Annotated in this window: 11 protein-coding genes; 7 read left to right on the top strand and 4 right to left on the bottom strand. The window is 61.2% G+C overall.

The window, feature by feature from the left end; genetic code table 11:
- Positions 1–27 precede the first annotated feature (27 nt).
- Positions 28–2883 carry a TonB-dependent receptor gene (locus ACP7DW_RS08650; protein WP_426054528.1) on the bottom strand — a complete coding sequence of 952 codons (2856 nt, stop codon included), beginning with the start codon at positions 2881–2883 and terminating at the stop codon, positions 28–30.
- Between the two features lie 515 nt (positions 2884–3398).
- On the opposite strand from ACP7DW_RS08650, the gene aroG reads away from it, so the two are divergent.
- Entirely contained in the window at positions 3399–4463 is a 1065-nt protein-coding gene (gene aroG / locus ACP7DW_RS08645) for a 3-deoxy-7-phosphoheptulonate synthase AroG (RefSeq protein WP_298401549.1), read from the top strand.
- Positions 4464–4539: 76 nt separating this feature from the next.
- On the opposite strand, the gene ACP7DW_RS08640 is transcribed toward aroG, so the two are convergent.
- Positions 4540–7368 carry a TonB-dependent receptor domain-containing protein gene (locus ACP7DW_RS08640; RefSeq protein ID WP_426085201.1) on the bottom strand — a complete coding sequence of 943 codons (2829 nt, stop codon included), beginning with the start codon at positions 7366–7368 and terminating at the stop codon, positions 4540–4542.
- A 374-nt stretch (positions 7369–7742) separates the two neighbouring features.
- The gene (locus ACP7DW_RS08635; RefSeq protein WP_426054530.1) at positions 7743–10412 is read right to left on the bottom strand and encodes a TonB-dependent receptor; all 2670 of its coding nucleotides are present in this window, start codon (positions 10410–10412) and stop codon (positions 7743–7745) included.
- A 578-nt stretch (positions 10413–10990) separates the two neighbouring features.
- Here ACP7DW_RS08635 and ACP7DW_RS08630 point away from each other — a divergent pair.
- The 6 genes from ACP7DW_RS08630 to ACP7DW_RS08605 all read left to right on the top strand — a co-directional run bounded on the left by ACP7DW_RS08630 (position 10991) and on the right by ACP7DW_RS08605 (position 18987).
- Complete coding sequence (locus ACP7DW_RS08630) at positions 10991–12823, top strand: ABC transporter substrate-binding protein (RefSeq protein WP_426054531.1); 1833 nt, start codon at positions 10991–10993, stop codon at positions 12821–12823.
- 40 nt (positions 12824–12863) lie between these two features.
- The gene (locus ACP7DW_RS08625) at positions 12864–13802 is read left to right on the top strand and encodes an ABC transporter permease (protein ID WP_070219240.1); all 939 of its coding nucleotides are present in this window, start codon (positions 12864–12866) and stop codon (positions 13800–13802) included.
- Between the two features lie 9 nt (positions 13803–13811).
- Positions 13812–14927 (top strand): ABC transporter permease, encoded by a 1116-nt coding sequence (locus tag ACP7DW_RS08620; protein ID WP_298401575.1) that lies wholly within the window; start codon positions 13812–13814, stop codon positions 14925–14927.
- Positions 14928–14936: 9 nt separating this feature from the next.
- Positions 14937–16628 (top strand): ABC transporter ATP-binding protein, encoded by a 1692-nt coding sequence (locus ACP7DW_RS08615; protein WP_426054532.1) that lies wholly within the window; start codon positions 14937–14939, stop codon positions 16626–16628.
- Between the two features lie 27 nt (positions 16629–16655).
- Complete coding sequence (locus ACP7DW_RS08610; RefSeq protein WP_426054533.1) at positions 16656–17618, top strand: VTT domain-containing protein; 963 nt, start codon at positions 16656–16658, stop codon at positions 17616–17618.
- 349 nt (positions 17619–17967) lie between these two features.
- Positions 17968–18987, top strand: a complete 1020-nt coding sequence (locus tag ACP7DW_RS08605; protein WP_099760448.1) for a glucokinase — start codon at positions 17968–17970, stop codon at positions 18985–18987.
- A gap of 187 nt (positions 18988–19174) precedes the next feature.
- On the opposite strand, the gene ACP7DW_RS08600 is transcribed toward ACP7DW_RS08605, so the two are convergent.
- Positions 19175–19321, bottom strand: coding sequence for a hypothetical protein (locus tag ACP7DW_RS08600; RefSeq protein WP_170840556.1), 147 nt, complete (start codon positions 19319–19321; stop codon positions 19175–19177).
- Positions 19322–19360 lie beyond the last annotated feature (39 nt).

The following is a 19360-nucleotide window of genomic DNA, read 5'->3' as shown; positions in this document are numbered from 1 at the left end:
GCCGTGCCAACATGGTTGCTGGATGTCTCAGAATTTGTACTTCAGCCCGGCACTGAAGAAACGTCCCGCCGCACCCGCATAGTCGAGCGGGTTATAGCCCGTGGCGCCATACGTGAGCGGATCGAGCGGGGCGATCTTGTCGAACAGGTTTTGCACCGTTGCAAACACTTCCAGCTTGGGCGTGGCCAGCCAGCGGGCCGTCAGGTCCACCGTCGTGAACGAGGCGATGCGGCAGCCGCGCGGCGCGTCCGTGCCGTCGGCAAAGTGCGTGGCGCAGCCGTCCGGATCGTTCTTGAAACTGATATTGTCGAGCGGCGCGCGGTAGTTGACATTGGCCGAGACGCGCCAGTTCTGACGCTCCCAGGTGGCGCTCAGGTTGACCCTGTCACCGGGCGTGCCCATGCAGTTGGAGACGTCGCAATTGCCGTGCGTGCCGGCGAAATCGCGCTGCGTGCCGTCCTGCTCCGTGCGCAGCCATTTGTACAGGTGCGTCCACTTCAGGTCGAACACCAGGTTGCCATAGTCGCCGCCCAGGTTGAAGCGCTGGCGCGCGTCGATATCGATGCCGCGCACCGTCGTTTGCGCGGAATTGACATAGCTGGCCAGCACGGCCGTGATGGCGCCCGGATCGCCGGCGATGCCGGTGGCCGTGGACGGGTCGCGCGCCACGTGGCCTTGCGCAATCGCCGTGTCCGTCTGTTCCTGGTTGATCTCATTCTTGCGGCGGATTTGCCACAGATCGACCGAGAGGCTGGTGCGCGGCAGCGGGTCCCACACGGCGCCCACGGAATAGCTGCGCGAACGCTCGGGCGACAGCCTGGGATTGGGCGCGGTGATGACGGCGATGGAGGCCGGGTCGCAAGCGACCTCCACGCCCAGCGCGCAACGCAGCGGGTCGCTGGCGGTGGAAAACGCGGCCAGGCCGCCGACGCCGTTTTCCGCCGCACTGGGTGCGCGGAAGCCCTTGGCGAAGGTGCCGCGCAGGGCCAGTTCGCGCAGCGGCGTCCATTTCACACCCACTTTCGGCGTGTAGGAATTGCCCACGTCGGTGAAGTGGTCGGCGCGCAGGGCGCCCGACAGTTCCACGTTTTTCAGCACGGGCGCCAGCACCTCGGCATACAGGGCCGAGGCGTTGCGGCTGCCCTTGTAGGCGGAATAGCCGAGGCCGATGATGTTGCCCCGTTCCGTGCCCGTGGTCGGCTTGAGCTCCGTCGCTTCGTGGCGGAATTCGGCGCCCACGGCCACGCTCAGGCCGCCGCCGTCGAGCTTGGCCACCTCGCGGCTGGCCTTGAAGTCGATCTGCGCGATATGCGTCTTGGCGTCGTTCGAGATGCGCGGCGACAGGGCCGCGTACAGGGCGGGCGAATTGAGCCCCGCATTTTCCGCGATGCGCCATACGCTGCCGGCGGGCAGGGCCGCATACGCGGGATTCAGGCTGGCCCGCGCCACATTGGTGGCGGTCGGGTTGAGCAGGGCAAAGGCCACGTCGCGCTGCAGGAAGCCGCCTTGCTCGTTCGCGACCTTGTTTTGCGAGTACAGCAAGGCGCTGTCGATGTCCCAGCCCGCCACGCTGCCCTTGATGCCGGCGACGAAGCGCGCAAAGGTGGAATCGACTTCCGAGGTGCGCGGGCCGACATCGGCCGCCAGGTAGCGCAGCCGCGCCGCCGTACCGAAATACGGGTTGTCGGGATGGCCGGCGCCCAGCGCCACGCCCGCATTGCTGACGGGGCCGCCCGGAAAACCCACCGAGCCGCTGACCGTCGACGGCGTGGTGACGGAACGCGATTCGCTGTGATACAGATTCAGTTCCACATACGTCTGCAGGGCCGGCGTCAGTTGCCAGGCGCCGCGGCCGAAGAAATTGATATTCTTTTGCCTGGGCTGGATCTGGCCATATTGCTGCGCGGCATCGGTCAGGCAGCCGCCGCCCGGATCGCCTTGCGGGTGGTTTGTGAAGTTGCCGCAGGCGGCGCCGGGGAAGGTGCGCGTAAAACCCACGCCGGCCAGGTTGCCGCGGTTGTAGTAGTCGAAGGTGTCGGGATTGCGCACATTGCCGTTGACGGCGCTGCCGGCCGCGTTGTTGGTCGTGATGGCGCCCGCGCCGCTGAGGGTTTCCTGCGCGCTGAAGCCCAGGTCGCGCAAGTCGCTGCGGCCGACGGCGCCGCGGCCGGCCCGGTCGCGGTTCGAGATCGCCCCTTTTTCGCTGTATTCCAGGTTCAGCAGCACATTGTAGCGGTCGTTGTCGATATCGCCGAAGCCGTGCGTGATGGATGCGCGCGCCTCGCGCCCGTCCCAGTCTTTCGTCTTGCCGTAATTGCCCTTCACGGCCGTGCCCTGGTAATCGCGCCGCAGGATCACGTTGACGACGCCGGCGATGGCGTCCGAGCCGTAGATGGCCGAGGCGCCATCCTTGAGAATTTCCACGCGCTCCACCGCTTCCAGGGGGATGATGTTCAGGTCGGCAAATACCTTCTGGCCGTCGTCGGCCAGGCCGTAGGGCGCCACGCGGCGCCCGTTCAGCAAGACCAGGGTCGACGCCGTGCCCAGGCCGCGCAGCGAGATGCCCGACGCGCCGGCGGCAAATCCGCCGCTGAAGCTGGTAGGGACCGAGCCCTGGTTGTCGACGGCCAGGGTTTGCAGCAGTTCGGCCACGCTGGCCTTGCCCGATTTCTCGATATCGGCCGCATTCAGGGTTTGCACGGCCGAGGCTGTTTCGGCCTGGGCGCGGCGGATGTTCGAGCCGGTAATTTCCACGCGCTGCAGGGGCGCGGGGGCGGCATTGTCCTGTGCCAGGACGGGTAGACTCAGCAGTGCACTGGCCAGTGCCAGGCCCAGGCGTGGTGGCGAAAAGGCAGCGGGCTGAAACAAGGGGGTAGCGCTCATTGTGTTCTCCGGAAAAGGTCAGGCAATCAAAGGTCGTCGATGCGTCCTTGAGTCTTGTCCGTCCGGTCTGCCCGGGATTAGATCTTGATCAGTAGTGTGTCGCTTGCCGTCGCCGCAATGGGCGTTGTGTGGTGTGCGCGCCACGACGGGCTCAGCACTGGACTGGACTGGACTGGACTGACCATGCCGGTCTAACGGCGCGCAACTTTTTATGCTTTTTTACGCGCTTTGCCGTGTAAAACGGCAGCGGCATGCGGCTTTGCCGACAAATATGCTTGCCAACCGTTGCAATTTAGGTTTATAGTCGTTCATCACTTATGGATGACTCGCATGTTCGCTCGCCACTTTTTTACCGCTTATTTTTACTTTAGCAATTCCAACCCAAAGGCGGTGGAGTAGCGGTCGGTTCACGTAGCAGCAAAAAACGAGATCCCAGCAAATTCTAAAAAACCGCCACTGATGGCGGTTTTTTTTTACCCAGATGTTTTACCCTTCCTTAAATTTTGGAGAAAATGATGCCCCGCACCGATGATTTGCGAATTCGCGAAATGAAGGAATTGACCCCGCCGTCCCACCTGATCCGCGAATTCGCCTGCTCGGAGCAAGCCGAACAGACCGCTGCCAGCGCCCGTATCGCCCTGCACCGCATCCTGCACGGCCAGGATGACCGCCTGATGGTGGTGATCGGGCCGTGCTCCATCCACGACACCAAGGCGGCGATGGAATATGCGCGCCTGCTCGTCAAGGAGCGTGCGCGTTTCTCTGGCGAACTGGAAATCGTCATGCGCGTCTACTTCGAAAAGCCGCGCACCACGGTGGGCTGGAAGGGGCTGATCAACGACCCGTACATGGACAACAGCTTCCGCATCAACGACGGCTTGCGCATGGCGCGCGAACTGTTGCGTGATATCAATGAGCTGGGCTTGCCGGCTGGCACGGAGTTCCTCGACGTCATCAGCCCGCAATATATCGCCGACCTGATCAGTTGGGGTGCCATCGGCGCACGCACCACGGAGTCGCAGGTGCACCGCGAGCTGGCCTCGGGACTGTCGTGCCCGGTCGGCTTCAAGAATGGCACGGACGGCAATGTGAAAATCGCCGTGGAAGCCATCAAGGCCGCCTCGCAGCCGCACCATTTCCTTTCCGTCACGAAGGGCGGCCACTCGGCCATCGTCTCGACCAACGGCAATGAGGATTGCCACATCATTCTGCGCGGCGGCAAGACGCCCAACTATGACGCGGCCAGCGTGGACGAGGCCTGCAAGGCCATCGCCGCACAAGGCCTGGCGGCGCGCCTGATGATCGACGCCTCGCATGCGAACAGCTCGAAAAAACCGGAAAACCAGATCCCCGTGTGTGCCGACATCGCCAGCCAGGTGGCCGGCGGCGACAGCCGCATCGTCGGCGTGATGGTGGAATCGCATCTGGTGGCAGGGCGCCAGGATTTGATCCCGGGCAAGGAATTGATCTATGGCCAATCCGTCACGGATGGCTGCATCGACTGGAGCGCCAGCGTGGCCGTGCTGGAAAACCTGGCGCAAGCCGTCAAGCTGCGCCGCCTGCAGGGTGACGCAGAATAAGGTGGCGCGCAGCATGAAAAAAAGCCCGGAAAGCTAACGCTTTCCGGGCTTTTTCAGTTTTCAGCGCACGTTGAGCTTAGAACTTGTAAGAACCGCTCAGGTAGAACTGGCGGCCCAGGGCGCTCGAGTACGATGGGTTGTAGCCCACTTGATGCGAACCCGTGTTACGCAAGGTGAACGGCGGATTGCGGTCGAACAGGTTCAGGATGCCGCCCGTGATTTCCACGTTCTTCAGCGGACGGTAAGCCGTCTGGAAGTCGAAGGTGGTGTAGCTCGGCACTTCCAGCTGGATGCCATAGCATTCGCCAGGGCTGCCGGCGACGATCACGGCGCAATCGTCGGCCGTCTGTTCCTTGTCCGTGTAGCCATTGCGGTAGCTGGCGCTCAGCGTATGCGTGAACTTGGCCGTCTCGTACGTGCTGGTGGCGCGGATGATGTTGCGGAAGCTGACCTTGTCGTTCGAACCGTAACGATTCAGGCTGGTTTCCCATTGATCGTTGGTGCCCGGCGTCGTGTAGCGCGAACGCAGCAGGTAGGTGCCCATCAGTCGGCTCGTCAGGCGGCCGTCCAGCAGCTTCATCTTGTGGGTGAAGTCGTAGTCGATACCGCGGTTTTCCACTTTGCCGATGTTGATAGGCAGCAGTTTGACGGCCAGTACGTCGAGGCCCGTCGAGGTGATGTGCTTGGTGGTGAACAGGTTGGCGTACTTGGCTGGATTGTTGAAGATCAAGCCTTCGGAGACCGCAGTCACCTGGTCGTTGATCTGTACGTTCCACAGGTCGAACGACATCGACAGGCTGTCGATCGGCTCGAATACGGTACCGATGCTCCATTGCTTCGACGTTTCCGGTTTCAATTCCGGATTGCCGCCCTGGAAGGCTTCGAACTGCTGGCGTCCCACGCCGCTGCAGTAGCCGGCCAGCGGATGGCCGCCCATGCCGTTCGCTGCTGTCAATGGGCATTGGTAGTTACCGCCCGTGACGCCCCAGTCTTCCAGTGGGCCGGCGATTTCCTGCATGCTGGCGGCGCGGAAGCCGGTGCCCGCGGCGGCGCGGAACATCAGGTTCTTGGTTGCCGAGTATTTGCCGCTGATTTTCCAGGTGGTGGCGTTTTCTTTCTTGCCTACCGTCTTGCCCGTCAGCTTGTCATCGATGGCGCTGATCTGGTCATAACGCAGCGAACCGGTCACTTCCAGTTTTTTCGAAATCGGCAGCATCAGTTCGGCATATGCACCGGCATTGTCGCGCGCGTATTCACTGTCGACCTGCGCATTGTCAAACAGGATCTGCGCCTGTTTGGCGACGTCCGCCTGTTGCACCTTGTACGACGTGTTGCGGTAGTCGGCGCCCACGCCCAGCATGGCGGTGCCGCCCGGCAGCGAGAACACGGGACGCGAAGCGCGGCCGTCGATGCCCTTCATTTCCACGGTTTGCGTGTTGTAGGTGCCGCTGAAACCGGTGCCCATCAATGCCTGGCGCATGGCGTCCGGCATGGTGCCCACAGGGTAGGCGAACGGGTCGATATTGCCGGCGGCGATTTGCGCGTCGAACTTGTCGGCCAGCGGGAAGCCGCTGACGTAGTCCTGTGTTTGCTTGTTTTTCGAGTACGTCACGGCCGTGTTGACATCCCAGCCGAATGCACTGCCTTCCACTCCACCGACGAGGTGGGTGGCCTTGGTGCCGTAGTCGTACACGCGGTTGCCCATTTCTGACAGGCGGTATTTGGCGACGCCGCTCACGGCATTGGCCAGTTGCGTCGGGGTCAATTGCGAGGCGAGGTACTTGCTGAACAGTGGCGAAGTCGGGGAAATGGAGAAATCGGCCGGGTAAGGCGCGATGCTGGCCTTGATCCTCGCTTCGGTGTAGGCGAAGTCATAGAAGCCCTGCCAGCCGGTCTTGCCCAGCTTGACGGTGCCCGAGCTGAACAGCGAGTCGCGCTTCGATTCCGGATTGATTTCAATGGTCGACGGCGAGTCGAAATAGCAGTTACCGTCGCCGTAGAAGTCCATATTGCCAGGTGCGCACTTGCCGCCATGGGCCAGTGCATACGGATTGGCCAGGTTGACGCTGTCGACAAACGGTTTGTTCGTTTCTGGATTGATCACCACATTACCGTTCGCATCGGTACGGTTGTAGTTGACGCTGGCATTGGCCGGTGCCGAACGCGACGAACCGTTGATGAATTGCAGCGCCTTGCCGGTCTTCGGATCGTTGAAATTGATGATGCCGCTTTTCGCGAAGCTGCGCTGCGAGGCTTTCAGCGATTTTTGTTCGTCATGGCTGGCCGACACGAAGATGCTGTAGCCGTCTTCGTCGATGTCGCCGAAGCCCTTGCTGATCGAAATCGAGTTGCTGGCGCCGCCTTTTTCTTCAGGACGCGAATACTTGGCATTGATTTCCAGCGGCGATGTGCCTTTTTTCAGGATGAAGTTGACCACGCCAGCGATGGCGTCGGCGCCATACAGGGCCGAGGCGCCGTCCGTCAGCACTTCCACGCGCTCGATGGCGGTCAGTGGAATCGAATTGAGGTCGATGGTGGTGCCCGAATTGGATGGCGCAAGACGGCGGCCGTTCAGCAGCACCAGCGTGTAGGCTGCGCCAATATCGTGGATCGAGGCCGTGGTGACGCCACCGCCGCCGCCGCCCACCGAATCGGCGGCCACGGAGAAGCCCTGCATCGCCGGGATTTGCTGGATGAAATCGGTGACCGTGGTGACGCCGGTTTTCTTGATATCTTTTTGATTGAACGTCTGCACCGGCAGCGATGCTTCGGAAGCGATGCGCTTGATGCTAGAACCGGTGACTTCCACGCGCTGCATGGTGCCATCTGTTGTTTCTTGCGCATACGCGGCATGCATGCCCAAGGCCATGCCGCCAGCAAACATCAGGCGCAAGGAGCGCGACATTACATTTTCTATCATCATCTGAAATTCCTTGGTATTGTGATAAAGATGGCATTTATTTTGAAATAACTTGTTGTCTGCTAGCAATTTATTTGTTTATTTCAAAATCCACCAATGAAAATTCTGTAAATTTTCAGGGTCCTCATCAAAACATTCACGATTCAGATTGTCAATTTCGTGCGGACTTTTTGGATGAAATGCAACATATTCCTGTTTTTTTTATAATCCTTCAGTAATAAAATATCGTGAACCCTTGTCAGGCGTGCTCAGATGGGTAAAATAAAACGGCGCACATCATCGCTGACGGCGCCGCTTTTCTGTTGCCGGCACGCTGTTGCCAGCGCTGCCTGTTTTATGTATCGACCTGAAAATTCCCCTTAAAACGTATAGCTGCCGCGCAGGTAATACGCGCGCCCGATCGGATCCGTGTAGCGCGGGTCATAGCCTTTCTGGAACAGGGTGCCCTGGTTCGAGAACGGTGGTTCCTTGTCGAACAGGTTTTTCACGCCGGCCGTCAGCAGCAAGCCTTTCCACACGTAGCTGCCCGACACGTTGAGCAGGCTGTAGGAGGGCACATCGTGGCGGTATTGCGGATCGACCTGGTTCTGGTCCGTGTAGCCGGACTTGAACGATTGCGACACGGTGGCGCCCCAGTTGCCCATGCGCCAGTTCAGCGCGGCCGTGTGCTTCCAGCGGAAGACGGGATTGTTGTCCGCATAGCGGCCCACGTTGGCAATGAATTCGCCGCCGCGCTCGTTCTGGTAGTCGTACTTGTGGGTCCAGGTGCCGTCCACCGACAGGCTGAAATCGCCATAGGCGCTGCGTCCCAGGCGCGCATTCAGGCTCACGTCGATGCCGTCGGTTTTCACTTCACCGAGGTTGTCGTTCAAGTCCAGGATGGCGAAAGGCGAGCCATCGGGATTGCGCAGGAACAAGGCCTTGTATTTCTCGTAGTTGCCATAGATCGATTGTTCTGGCAGCGAGGAAATCTTGTCTTTCAGGTGGATGTTCCAGTAGTCGACGGCAACCGTGATTTCCTTGACCGGTTCGAGCACCAGGCCGAAGGCGAACGTGGTGGATTTTTCCGGTTTCAGGTTTGCATTCCCGCCTTGCAGCTTGAATTGCTGCAAGTCGCAATCGCGCAGAGGATTGGCGCCGGGCTGCGGTACGCCGCCCGGGCACAGAATCGGGTCGTCGTAGGAATCGTTGGTATCGTTCTTCGACGGCGGCGCGTTCTTTTCAAACAAGGTCGGTGCGCGGAAACCCGTGCTGGCCGAACCGCGCAGCACCAGCGCGCTGTTGGCCTGGTAGCGCAGGGCCAGCTTGGGATTGGTGGTGCTGCCCACGTCGCTGTAATGGTCGAAGCGGGCGGCCAGTTGCACTTCCAGGTCCTTGATCAGCGGCAAGTTGATTTCACCGAAGACGGCCTGGATCGTGCGCGAACCGCTTTTGGACAGCGAACCGGACAGGCCGGAACTGGTGGCCTGGCTGGCGATCTCGCGGTTGACATTGAAGTCGGCTTTTTCGCGCCGCAACTCACCGCCGAGAGCGATGGCCAGCGGGCCGCCGGCCAGTTGCATCAGTTCGCGGCTGCCCTTGATGTCGAAGCCCGTGGTGGTGACCTTGGCGCTCTGCACTTCGCCGCGCAGGGCCGTGCTGTCGAGGTAAGTCTTGCCGGCCGCATCCTGCATGCCAAACGGGTTCAGTATGCCATTGAGCACGCCAGCGGCAAAACCCGCATCCTGCACGTAGCCGCCCGTAAATTTCTCGGACGACTTGCTGATCGCATGGCTCAGGCCCGTCTTGTAGTCCCAGCCAGCCAGTTCGCCTTCGAGGGCCAGCACCAGGCGGTCCGCCTTGCCGGTGGAATCGATCTGCCGCTTGCCCGCTTCCACGGGGCGCCAGTTGACGCTCAGGGGCTGGCCCGACAGTCCCGGCTGGGCCGGCACGCCGCCCGCATTGCCCGGATAGTATTTGCTGGTATTGGGCAAGATCAAGCCCGTTTGCGGCGGCGGCGCCGTGCGCGCTTCCACCTTGTTTTCCGAATGCAGATATTCCACGGTGGCCAGGTGGCCGCCGCCCAGCTTGAAGGCGCCCTTGCCGAAGAATGCCACCTGTTCCTGTGCCGGCAGGTCGTCGATCTGCCGCGTGTAGTCCTGGCGACAGGTGCCGTTGGCAGCCGCCACGGACAGGGGCGGGTTGCAGCCGGTGGCCGCATACGGATTGCCGGCCAGGCCCTTGCCGCCGTTGGCCGCGGCATCGAAGTAGTTGCCGGGGAACGTGGTGCCGCTGGTGAGCGACAGGCCGCGCTCGGGAATGATGCCCGTTGCCGAGAAGGCGCGGTCTTGCGAGGTCAGCACATTTTGCTTGTGGTAATCGACCACGCCGAAAATATTGTAGCCGTCCGTATCGAGCTTGCCGAAGCCCGTCGACAGGTTGATGCGGTGTTCGCCAGCCCCCTTGTGCTCGGGCGCGACGACTTCGGCGGTGATATTCGTGACGTTGACGGAGCGCTTGGTGATGAAGTTGATCACGCCGCCGATGGCGTCCGTGCCGTAGATGGCCGAGGCGCCGTCGCGCAGTACTTCGACGCGCTCCAGCGCGGCGATGGGAATGATGTTCAGGTCGACGCTGGCGCCGTCATACGGATGGTTGGCGATGCGCCGGCCATTGAGCAGCACCAGGGTCTTGTCGCCGCCCAGGCCGCGCAAGTCGGCGCTGGCCTGGCCGCCCGTGGGCAAGCCGCTGGTATTGCCGCCGACGGCATTGCCGCTGCCCATGCTGGAGGAATTCGAGGGGATCTTGCTGAGCACTTCCTGGGCTGTCGTCAGGCCCTGTTTGGCAAAGTCTTCAGCCTTGAAGATGGAGAGAGGGGTGGCTGTTTCCGAAACCAGCCGCTTGATGGAAGAACCGGTGACTTCTACGCGCTGCATGCCGGCCGTTTCACCGGTTTCCTGGGCCAGTGCCGGCTGGCTGAGGATGCCGGCGGCGAGGCCGCCGGCGCAGATCAAACGGATGGAGCGGGACAGGCATATTTCTCTAATCATGTTCAAGACTCCTGATGAAGCGGTTGGCTAAAAGGGCAAGAACGGCCGCGCCGGTAAGCACGTCCGACAATATTGAAAATGCGAAATGATTTATCTCTTTTCAATTGATTGAATGTAATGATTAACAAAACTCTTTGTCAACAGGGTGTTGTACTTTGTGTTTTTAAACAACGGCTTCCATTCAGTGATATTGATTTGAAACAAAGTGTCCTCGTTTGGTGATGTATTCCCCGCTGAAACTGTTTTTTGCTGCGTAACGTGCGCCGCGGCACTCAATGCTGTACTGCAGCGTAGATATCCGATCGGTCTTTTCCTTGCCGATGAAAACCGGGTGTGGTGCAATGCAGCAAAATTGGACGGGCAGCGGGCCGGGAGTGGCGGGCCCTGCATTTCTCTTTGTCGGCGAGGGGGAAACTGCGTTATCGTTACGCGTTTTTCAGGCAGTCGAGACGGCTGCGAACAAGGCACAGATCTTGCGAGGATGGACTGGTTTTGGCGGTGGACTCCTGTATCCCAGGGGGAAGCCAGTACAAGCGCACCAATACGGTGCGACAGATAATCGAGATGAAGGGTATTACATGAAGTCACCATGGATGCGGCGCGTGGCGCTGCTCGCCTGCCTGGCCACCCTGCCGCTGGCGGCCGTTGCCGTTGACGCTGCCCCTGCGGCCGCGCCGGTAAAAACCTTGCGCTATATCCTGCCGGCCGCCGAGACGGGCTTCGATCCGGCTACCGCGCGCGACCTGTATTCGAACCACATCACGCAGGCCGTCTTCGACACCCTGTACACGTATGACTACCTGGCGCGCCCCGTCAAGGTGGTGCCCGGCGCCGCCGCCGCCATGCCGGAAGTGTCCGCCGATGGCAAGACTTACACCATCCGCCTGAAAAAAGGCATCCTGTTTACGCCCGACGCCGCGTTCGGCGGCAAGCGCCGCGAACTGACGATGGCCGATTATGTGTATTCGTGGAAGCGCTTGTTCGACCCGCGCCTGGCCTCGCCGCACAGCTGGCTGTTCGAAGGCAAGGTGGTGGGCCTCGACGACCTGGCGAAGGAAGCAGGCAAGTCGAACAAACTCGATTTCAACAAGAAGGTGGCGGGCCTGGAAATCCTCGACCCGTACACCTTGCGCATCACGCTGACCAAGACCGATTTCAACTTTCCCATGATCCTCGCCTACGTGCCGACGGCCGCCGTGGCGCGCGAAGTGGTGGACAAGTATGGCGACGTGAAGGGCGAAGTGGGTTCCAATCCTGTCGGCACCGGCTACTACACGCTCGGTGAATGGACGCGCGGCAACCGCATCGTCCTGAACCGCAATCCGCAGCACTTGCCCGAGACGTGGAATTTCATGGCCGGCGACGACCCGGACGACCAGCGCATCGTGCGCCAGATGCAGGGCAAGCGCATTCCCGCCATCGACCGCATCGAAATTTCCGTGATGATCGAAGACCAGTCGCGCTGGCTGTCGTTCCAGAGCGGTGGCACGGACGTGTTCTGGCTCGACGGCCCGCTGGCGCCGAAGGCTTTGCTGAACGGCAAGCTGCGTCCCGAGCTGGCGGAGAAGGGCGTGCAACTGTCGCGCCTGCTTGATCCCGAGATCAGCTATTACTACTGGAATATGCAAGACCCGACCCTCGGTGGCTTCAGCAAGGAAAAGATCGCCCTGCGCCGTGCCATTGCCATGGCGCACAATATCGACGAGGAAATCCGCATCATCTGGAATGGCCAGGCCAAGCGCCTCGACTATCCGATCCCGCCGGGCGTGGTCGGCTACGACCCGCACTACAAATCGCTGCTGCAATACGATCCCGTGCTGGCGAATAAACTGCTCGATAAATTCGGCTACAAGAAGGGCGCCGACGGCTGGCGCACCTTGCCGGACGGCAAGCCGCTCCTGATCCGCTACGCCTCGCGCAATGAGGCGAACGGCGTGCTGCAGGCGGAAATGTGGCGCAAGACGTACAACTCGCTGGGCATCCGCATGGAAAACGACCGCATGATCTTTTCCGATATTTTAAAGACGGAAAAGCAGTGCAAGATGCAGACGCGCACGGCGCCATGGCTGGCCGACTATCCGGACGGCGACAACTTCATGCAGCTGTTCTACGGCCCGAACACGCACCAGAACAACAACGGCTGCTACCAGGACCCCGAGTACGATAAATGGTACGCGGCCAGCCAGGCCATGCCGGCCAGCCCCGAGCGCGATGAACTGTTCCACAAGATGGCGCGCCGCCTGGAAGTGAACGCGGGCGCCCTGATCGGCTATGCGCGCTATCGCAACATGCTGGCGCAAAAGACGGTGCAAGGCTACAAGAAGCACCCGATCCTGTTCCAGGAGTGGGCGTATATGGATATCGACAGCACGGGCGCACCGGTCCCTCTCCCGGCCCCTGCTGCCAAATAAGCGCAGCCGCTTATAACAACATATACAACAAGGAATCATTATGTTCGCTTATATCCTGCGCCGCTTGTGGCAGATGCTGCCCACCATGCTGGGCGTCGTCCTGCTGGTGTTTATCCTGTTCAACTGGGTGGGCGGCGATCCCGCCTACATCCTGGCCGGCAAGATGTCGAGTGCGGAAAGCATCGCCAACATCCGCCGCCAGCTCGGTGTCGACCAGCCGTATTACGTGCAGCTGTGGATCTTCATCAAGCAGATCGTCACGTTCGATTTCGGCCAGAGCTGGGCCACGGGGGAATCCGTGTCGCACATCATCACCTCGCGCCTGGGGCCGTCGATGATGGTCTTGATTCCGCTGACCGTGCTGGAAACGTTTTTTGGCGTGGCGCTGGCGCTGGCCATCGCCTTCGTGCGCGGTTCGCTGACGGACCGCATGGTGATGATCGCCTGCACGGTGGGCATGTCGATTTCCATCCTCGTCTACATCATCGTCTTCCAGTACGGCTTTGCTTATAAACTGGGCCTGTTCCCCGTGCAGGGGTGGGGCGACAGCTTCTGGGAAAACCTGCTGCGCTATTCGACCCTGCCGATCCTGATCGGCCTGGCCGTGTCGATCGCGCCGACCCTGCGCCTGTTCCGCACCTTCGTGCTGGACGAGGCGAACCAGGATTACGTGCGCACGGCGCGCGCCAAGGGCTTGAAGGAAGGCCGCATCATGTGGGTCCACGTGCTGCGCAACGCCGGCATCCCCATCATCACCTATGTGATGTCGAACTTGCCGGCCCTGCTGATCGGCGCTTTCCTGCTGGAACGCTTTTTCGGCATCCCCGGCATCGGGCGTGAAGTGATTCTGGCGGTCGAGCGCAGCGACTTTCCGGTGATCAAGGCGATCACCGTGTATGTGGCCGCCGCCACCATGCTCTTCAATCTGCTCACCGACCTGCTGTACCAGGCGGTCGATCCTCGCGTACAACTGAAGTAGAAAGAGACGATGTCGAAACCTCATACATCGCCCGGCCTGTGGGCCCTGGCGTGGCGCCGTTTGCGCGGCGACAAGATTGCAATGGTATCGCTGGCCGTGGTCGGCGCCTTTTTCCTGCTGGTGCTGGCCTCCGCTAGCGGCCTGGTGGCGGCGAACTGGGAAGACGAAGTGGCGGTCAGTTATGCGCCGCCCACCTTCATCGGTGCCGACAAGGACGCGTCCGCGTCCGGTGACGGCGCCATTCCCCTGGCGGACGAGCGCAGCGCGCCGACACCCGTCAACGTGCTCGATCCGCTGGCCGACGATATCGCCGAACTGCGCGCGCAGATGGGCAGCAATCCATCAGCTGGCGTGGAGATGTACGGCGTCACCGACCCGCTGGCCGACGACTTGACGGCCTTGCGCGCCGGCATGGGCAAGGCCAAGAAATTGATCGCGCACAAGGCGGCAACCTTGCCGTTCGGCGCCGACAAGTGGGGCCACGACATCGTGCAGAAAACCATCAAGGGCGGCGAAACGTCGATCGTGGTGGGCCTGGTGGCGGCCTTGCTGGCCGTCGTGCTGGGCACGCTCTTTGGCGCCGTGTCCGGCTACTTCGGCGGCATCGTCGACGATTTCTTCAACTGGTTCTACAGCATTTTTACCTCAATCCCGTCGATCCTGATGATACTCACCGTGGCGGCCGTGCTGCAACAGAAGGGCGTGCTGACCATCGTGCTGATCCTGGGGTTGACGGGCTGGACGGGGCCGTACCGCTTGATCCGCGCCGAATACATCAAGCACAAGGCGCGCGAATACGTGATGGCGGCCGACGCCATCGGCGCCTCGCACTGGCGCAAGATGTTTTCCCACATCTTCCCGAACGTGAGTCACGTGGCCTTGGTGCAAATGTCGATTCTGGTGGTGGGCTTCATCAAGGCGGAAGTGATTCTGAGCTTCCTCGGCTTTGGCGTGCCGGTGGGCACCGTCTCGTGGGGCAGCATGCTCAACGAGGCACAAAATGAACTGATCCTGGGTAAATGGTGGCAGCTGACGGCCGCCGCCACGGCGATGGCCGTGCTGGTGACGGCGTTCTCGCTGTTTACCGATGCCTTGCGCGATGCGCTCGACCCCAAAGTGAAATAGGAGTTGCTCATGGACCAGAATAACCTGTTGGAAGTGCGCGACCTGCGCGTCACCTTCCGCCTGGACAAGAAGACCACGTTCGAAGCCGTCAAGGGCATCTCGTTCAACGTGCCGCGCAACAGCACCGTGGCGCTGGTGGGCGAATCGGGCAGCGGCAAGTCCGTCAGCTCCTTGGCCGTGATGGGCTTGTTGCCGCCAGATAACACCATCATCGATCCCGCCTCCAGCATCCATTTCGGCGGGCGCGACCTGCTGCAACTGTCGATCGCCGAGCGGCGCACCATGTGCGGCAAAGATATCTCGATGATCTTCCAGGAGCCGATGTCGTCGCTGAACCCCGTGTTTACGGTGGGTTTTCAGATCGCCGAAGTGTTGCGCCAGCACATGGGCATGAACCGCAAGCAGGCGCGCGCGCGTACCCTGGAATTGCTCGACGAAGTGGGTATCCCCGACCCCGCCACCAAGATCGACGCCTACCCGAGCCAGATGTCGGGCGGCCAGCAGCAGCGCGTGATGATCGCCATGGCGATCGCCTGCGAACCGAAACTGCTGATCGCCGACGAGCCGACGACGGCGCTCGACGTGACGATCCAGAAGCAGATCATGGACCTGATCGCGGCGCTGCAAAAGAAGCACCAGATGTCCGTGCTCTTCATTACCCACGACCTGGGCCTGGTGGGAGAGATCGCCGACCAGGTCATCGTCATGCGCCACGGCGAAGTGCGCGAGACGGGCGAAGTGCGCCAGGTATTCGAGGCGCCGCAAGACAGTTATACCAAAGCCCTGCTGCATTGCCGTCCCTCGCTGGACGAGCGCCCATGGCGCCTGCCTGTCATCGCCGATTACATGGAGGGCAAGGCCGGCCCCGGCGTGGAAGTCAAACAGCGCACGCGCGGCTACACGCCGGGCGATGAACCGGTGCTGGTAGTCAATAATTTAAGTAAAAGCTTTTACACGCGTGTTGGCCTGTTCGGCAAGCGTGAATTCCAGGCCGTCAAGGACGTGTCGTTCACTTTGCCACGCGGAAAAACTCTGGGCGTGGTGGGCGAATCCGGTTCCGGCAAGACGACGGTGGGATTGACCTTGCTGCGCCTGCACCAGGCGACGGGCGGCACGGCCATGTTCCACGGCAAGGACCTCATTGCCATGCCGAACAAGGAGTATTTGCCCTACAAGCGCCGCATCCAGATCATCTTCCAGAATCCGTATGCCTCGCTCAATCCCAGGTTTACGGTGGGGCAGATCTTGCTGGAACCGATGCGCATCCACAAGATCGGCGCGAACGATCAGGAGCGCATCGCCAAGGCCTACTGGCTGCTCGACAAGGTGGGCTTGCCGGAACAGGCTTTCCACCGCTATCCGCACGAGTTCTCGGGCGGCCAACGCCAGCGCATCGCCATTGCCCGCTGCCTGACGATGCAGCCGGAAATTCTGGTGTGCGACGAATCCGTGTCGGCGCTGGACGTGTCGGTGCAGGCGCAGGTATTGAACTTGCTGCAGGACTTGCAGGATGAATTCGGCTTGTCCTACATCTTCATCTCGCACGATTTGTCGGTGGTCAAATACATCGCCGACCAGGTGATGGTGATGCACAAGGGGCAGGTGGTGGAGCTGGCCGATTCGGACGAGCTGTACCGCAATCCCGTGCATCCGTACACGCGCACCTTATTGAGTGCGATCCCCAAGGGCGTCCAGGTATAAGGGGATTTTTACGGTAAGATAGCGGCCATGCCCAACCTCATTTATCTGCTCGAACATTACGGTGTCCTGATTGTCTTTGGCATCGTGCTGGTGGAGCAGCTCGGCTTGCCGATTCCCGCCTTTCCCATCCTCGTGGTGGCGGGGGCGCTGGCCGTCGATGGTGACATGAATGGGGCTCTGGTGCTGGCCGCCGCGCTGGGTGCTTGCCTGATCAGCGACTTCACGTGGTTCCGCGCGGGCCGCCATTTCGGCAAGCGCATCCTGCGCCTGCTGTGCCGCATCTCGCTGTCGCCCGATTACTGCGTCAGCCAGACGGAAGACAAATTCAAGCGCTGGGGGCCGAAAGCCCTGATCGTCTCCAAGTTCGTGCCGGGATTCAATACCGTGGCCGCGCCCATGTCGGGCGCGCTGGGCACGCCGCCGGGACTGTTCTTCCTGTACGCGGGCCTGGGCGCCTTGCTGTGGAGCGGCACGGGCATCGCCGTCGGCGTGATTTTCCATGCCAGCGTGCAGCAGGTGCTCGACTTGCTCAGCACCATGGGCAGCACCGCCTTGCTGATGCTGGCCACCTTGCTGGGCCTGTTCCTGCTGTATAAATTCCTCGAGCGCCGGCGTTTCCGCCAGGCCTTGCAGATCGAGCGCATCGGCATCGATGAATTGCTCGAACTGATCGAGCAGGGCGAGGAGCCGCTGATGGTCGACGCCCGCAGCGCCACGGCGCAGGCGCTGGAACCGGCCGTGCCGGGCGCCTTGTTCTTCAATGGCAAGGAACCCGTGCCCGCCATGATCGCCATGGACAAGGACCGCCACATCATCGTGTATTGCAGTTGCCCCAACGACGTGACGGCCGCGCAAGTGGCCAAGCTGTTGCACCAGCACGGCTTTCACCGGGCCAAGCCCCTGCATGGCGGCCTCGATGCGTGGAATGCCGCCTACCGCTCGGACCAGCCGGCGCCTGCCAGCCTGCTCGGCGAAGGCATGCCCTCCTGAGCAGTAAAAACCGGTAGTAATAATACGAAAACCCCTTTCCCAGGCGGCCGGGACGGCAGCGCCAAGCCTGCGCCGTCCCGTACCAAGCGGCTTTGCGCAAACTCCGGCATACTTTGCTTTCAAGGCGATTCCTGCTGCTGTGCAGCATGCTTTTCGCGCGCTTGTCGAGTGCAAGTACTTACTATAAATCATTGTTTTTGAGTAATTTTGGCCCTGCCTGTTGCATTTGGAGTGGAACTACCAATAAAGGCTGGTTTTGATGTACTTAAACTACAAACTTTGCTTGCCTCCGGGCGCATTCATCCTTTAAGCTTGGCGTCCCATGCGTCCCACTTCATCATTTAAAATCATGAGCGCTTCGTCTTCTCCCGTACTGCCGACTTCCGCCTTCGCCGATGGACCGCGCCTGCTGGCCGACGTGGGCGGCACCAATGCCCGTTTCGCCCTGGAAGTGGCCGCCGGCCACATCACCCTGGTCGAAGTGCTGCCCTGTGCCGATTACCCGAGCCTGTCCGCCGCCCTGCAAGCCTACCTGGCCCTGCCGCACATCGCCGCCGCCGGCGGGCAAGCCGTGCGCCATGCCGTGATCGCCATCGCCAACCCGGTCGACGGCGATTTCCTCAGCATGACGAATCATCACTGGTCGTTCTCGATCCGCGCCATGCGCGAAGAGTGCGGTTTCACGACGCTGGACGTGGTCAACGATTTCACGGCCCTGGCGCGTTCCTTGCCGCAGCTGTCGAACGAGCAAAAGCACCAGGTGGGCGCGGGCACGGCCCGTCCGAACACGGCCATCGGCCTGATCGGCGCCGGCACGGGCCTGGGCGTGTCGGGCCTGATTCCCTCGCACGGCGGCTGGATCGCCCTGCAAAGCGAAGGCGGCCACGTCAGCTTCGCGCCGTTCAATGAAGTGGAAGTGAGCATCCTGCAATTTGCCTGGCGCGAATACGAGCACGTCTCGGCCGAGCGCCTGATTTCCGGCGATGGCCTGGAGCTGATCTACCGCGCGCTGGCCGACCGCGCGGGCGTGCCGGCCGAAGCCTTGCCGGCGGCGGAAATCACGCGCCGCGCGCTGGCCGGCGAATCCCAGCTGTGCGACGACGTCATCGAAGCGTTCTGCTGCATGCTGGGCACCGTGGCGGGCAACGTCGCCGTCACCCTGGGCGCGCTCGGCGGTATTTATATCGGCGGCGGCATCGTGCCACGCCTGGGCGCGCGCTTCGACCGCTCCGGTTTCCGCGCCCGCTTCGAGCGCAAGGGCCGCTTTGCCAATTATGTGTCGCAGGTGCCAACCTTCGTCATCACGGCGCAGTATCCGGCTTTCCTGGGTGCATCGGCCATTCTCTCGGAGAAACTCGCCTCCCTGTGATGCGGGCAGCGGGCGATGTGTCGCGCCAGGGCCGGGTAAAACGCGTGTTTTACCCGGTTTTGCGCTTTTCCGCTTTTTATCAGGTACAATTGGCATCGTTGGATGAAACGACGACTGTCGCTCTCCTGTCTGGCTGAATCTTCGCCACGGGAATAGCACGGGAATAGCAGCCGCTCCGGAGTTCGTTTCATTGCTGGTTATTTAAGGCCAGCACCATGGATGGCAGGACTTTCACTGCATCCGCTTTAATCCCGCTTTGCGCGCATCGGCCAAGGCGTCGGAAAAACAGCCTCAACTTGTAACCCAGCACGGCGTCATCATCGATGTCTGCCATCTGTTACGTTGAAATGAACGTTTTTGATTTCTTTCTCTG

Source organism: Janthinobacterium sp. PSRC1-1 (assembly GCF_049897525.1).
GTDB lineage: Bacteria > Pseudomonadota > Gammaproteobacteria > Burkholderiales > Burkholderiaceae_D > Janthinobacterium > Janthinobacterium tructae.
This window is presented reverse-complemented; position numbering and strand designations above follow the sequence as displayed.

Bases quoted from the DNA above. Each gene is read 5' to 3' on its own strand.
- ACP7DW_RS08650 (WP_426054528.1), bottom strand. From the start codon at position 2,883: ATGAGCGCTACCCCCTTGTTTCAGCCCGCTGCCTTTTCGCCACCACGC.
- aroG (WP_298401549.1), top strand. From the start codon at position 3,399: ATGCCCCGCACCGATGATTTGCGAATTCGCGAAATGAAGGAATTGACC.
- ACP7DW_RS08640 (WP_426085201.1), bottom strand. From the start codon at position 7,368: ATGTCGCGCTCCTTGCGCCTGATGTTTGCTGGCGGCATGGCCTTGGGC.
- ACP7DW_RS08635 (WP_426054530.1), bottom strand. From the start codon at position 10,412: ATGATTAGAGAAATATGCCTGTCCCGCTCCATCCGTTTGATCTGCGCC.
- ACP7DW_RS08630 (WP_426054531.1), top strand. From the start codon at position 10,991: ATGAAGTCACCATGGATGCGGCGCGTGGCGCTGCTCGCCTGCCTGGCC.
- ACP7DW_RS08625 (WP_070219240.1), top strand. From the start codon at position 12,864: ATGTTCGCTTATATCCTGCGCCGCTTGTGGCAGATGCTGCCCACCATG.
- ACP7DW_RS08620 (WP_298401575.1), top strand. From the start codon at position 13,812: ATGTCGAAACCTCATACATCGCCCGGCCTGTGGGCCCTGGCGTGGCGC.
- ACP7DW_RS08615 (WP_426054532.1), top strand. From the start codon at position 14,937: ATGGACCAGAATAACCTGTTGGAAGTGCGCGACCTGCGCGTCACCTTC.
- ACP7DW_RS08610 (WP_426054533.1), top strand. From the start codon at position 16,656: ATGCCCAACCTCATTTATCTGCTCGAACATTACGGTGTCCTGATTGTC.
- ACP7DW_RS08605 (WP_099760448.1), top strand. From the start codon at position 17,968: ATGAGCGCTTCGTCTTCTCCCGTACTGCCGACTTCCGCCTTCGCCGAT.
- ACP7DW_RS08600 (WP_170840556.1), bottom strand. From the start codon at position 19,321: ATGGCAGACATCGATGATGACGCCGTGCTGGGTTACAAGTTGAGGCTG.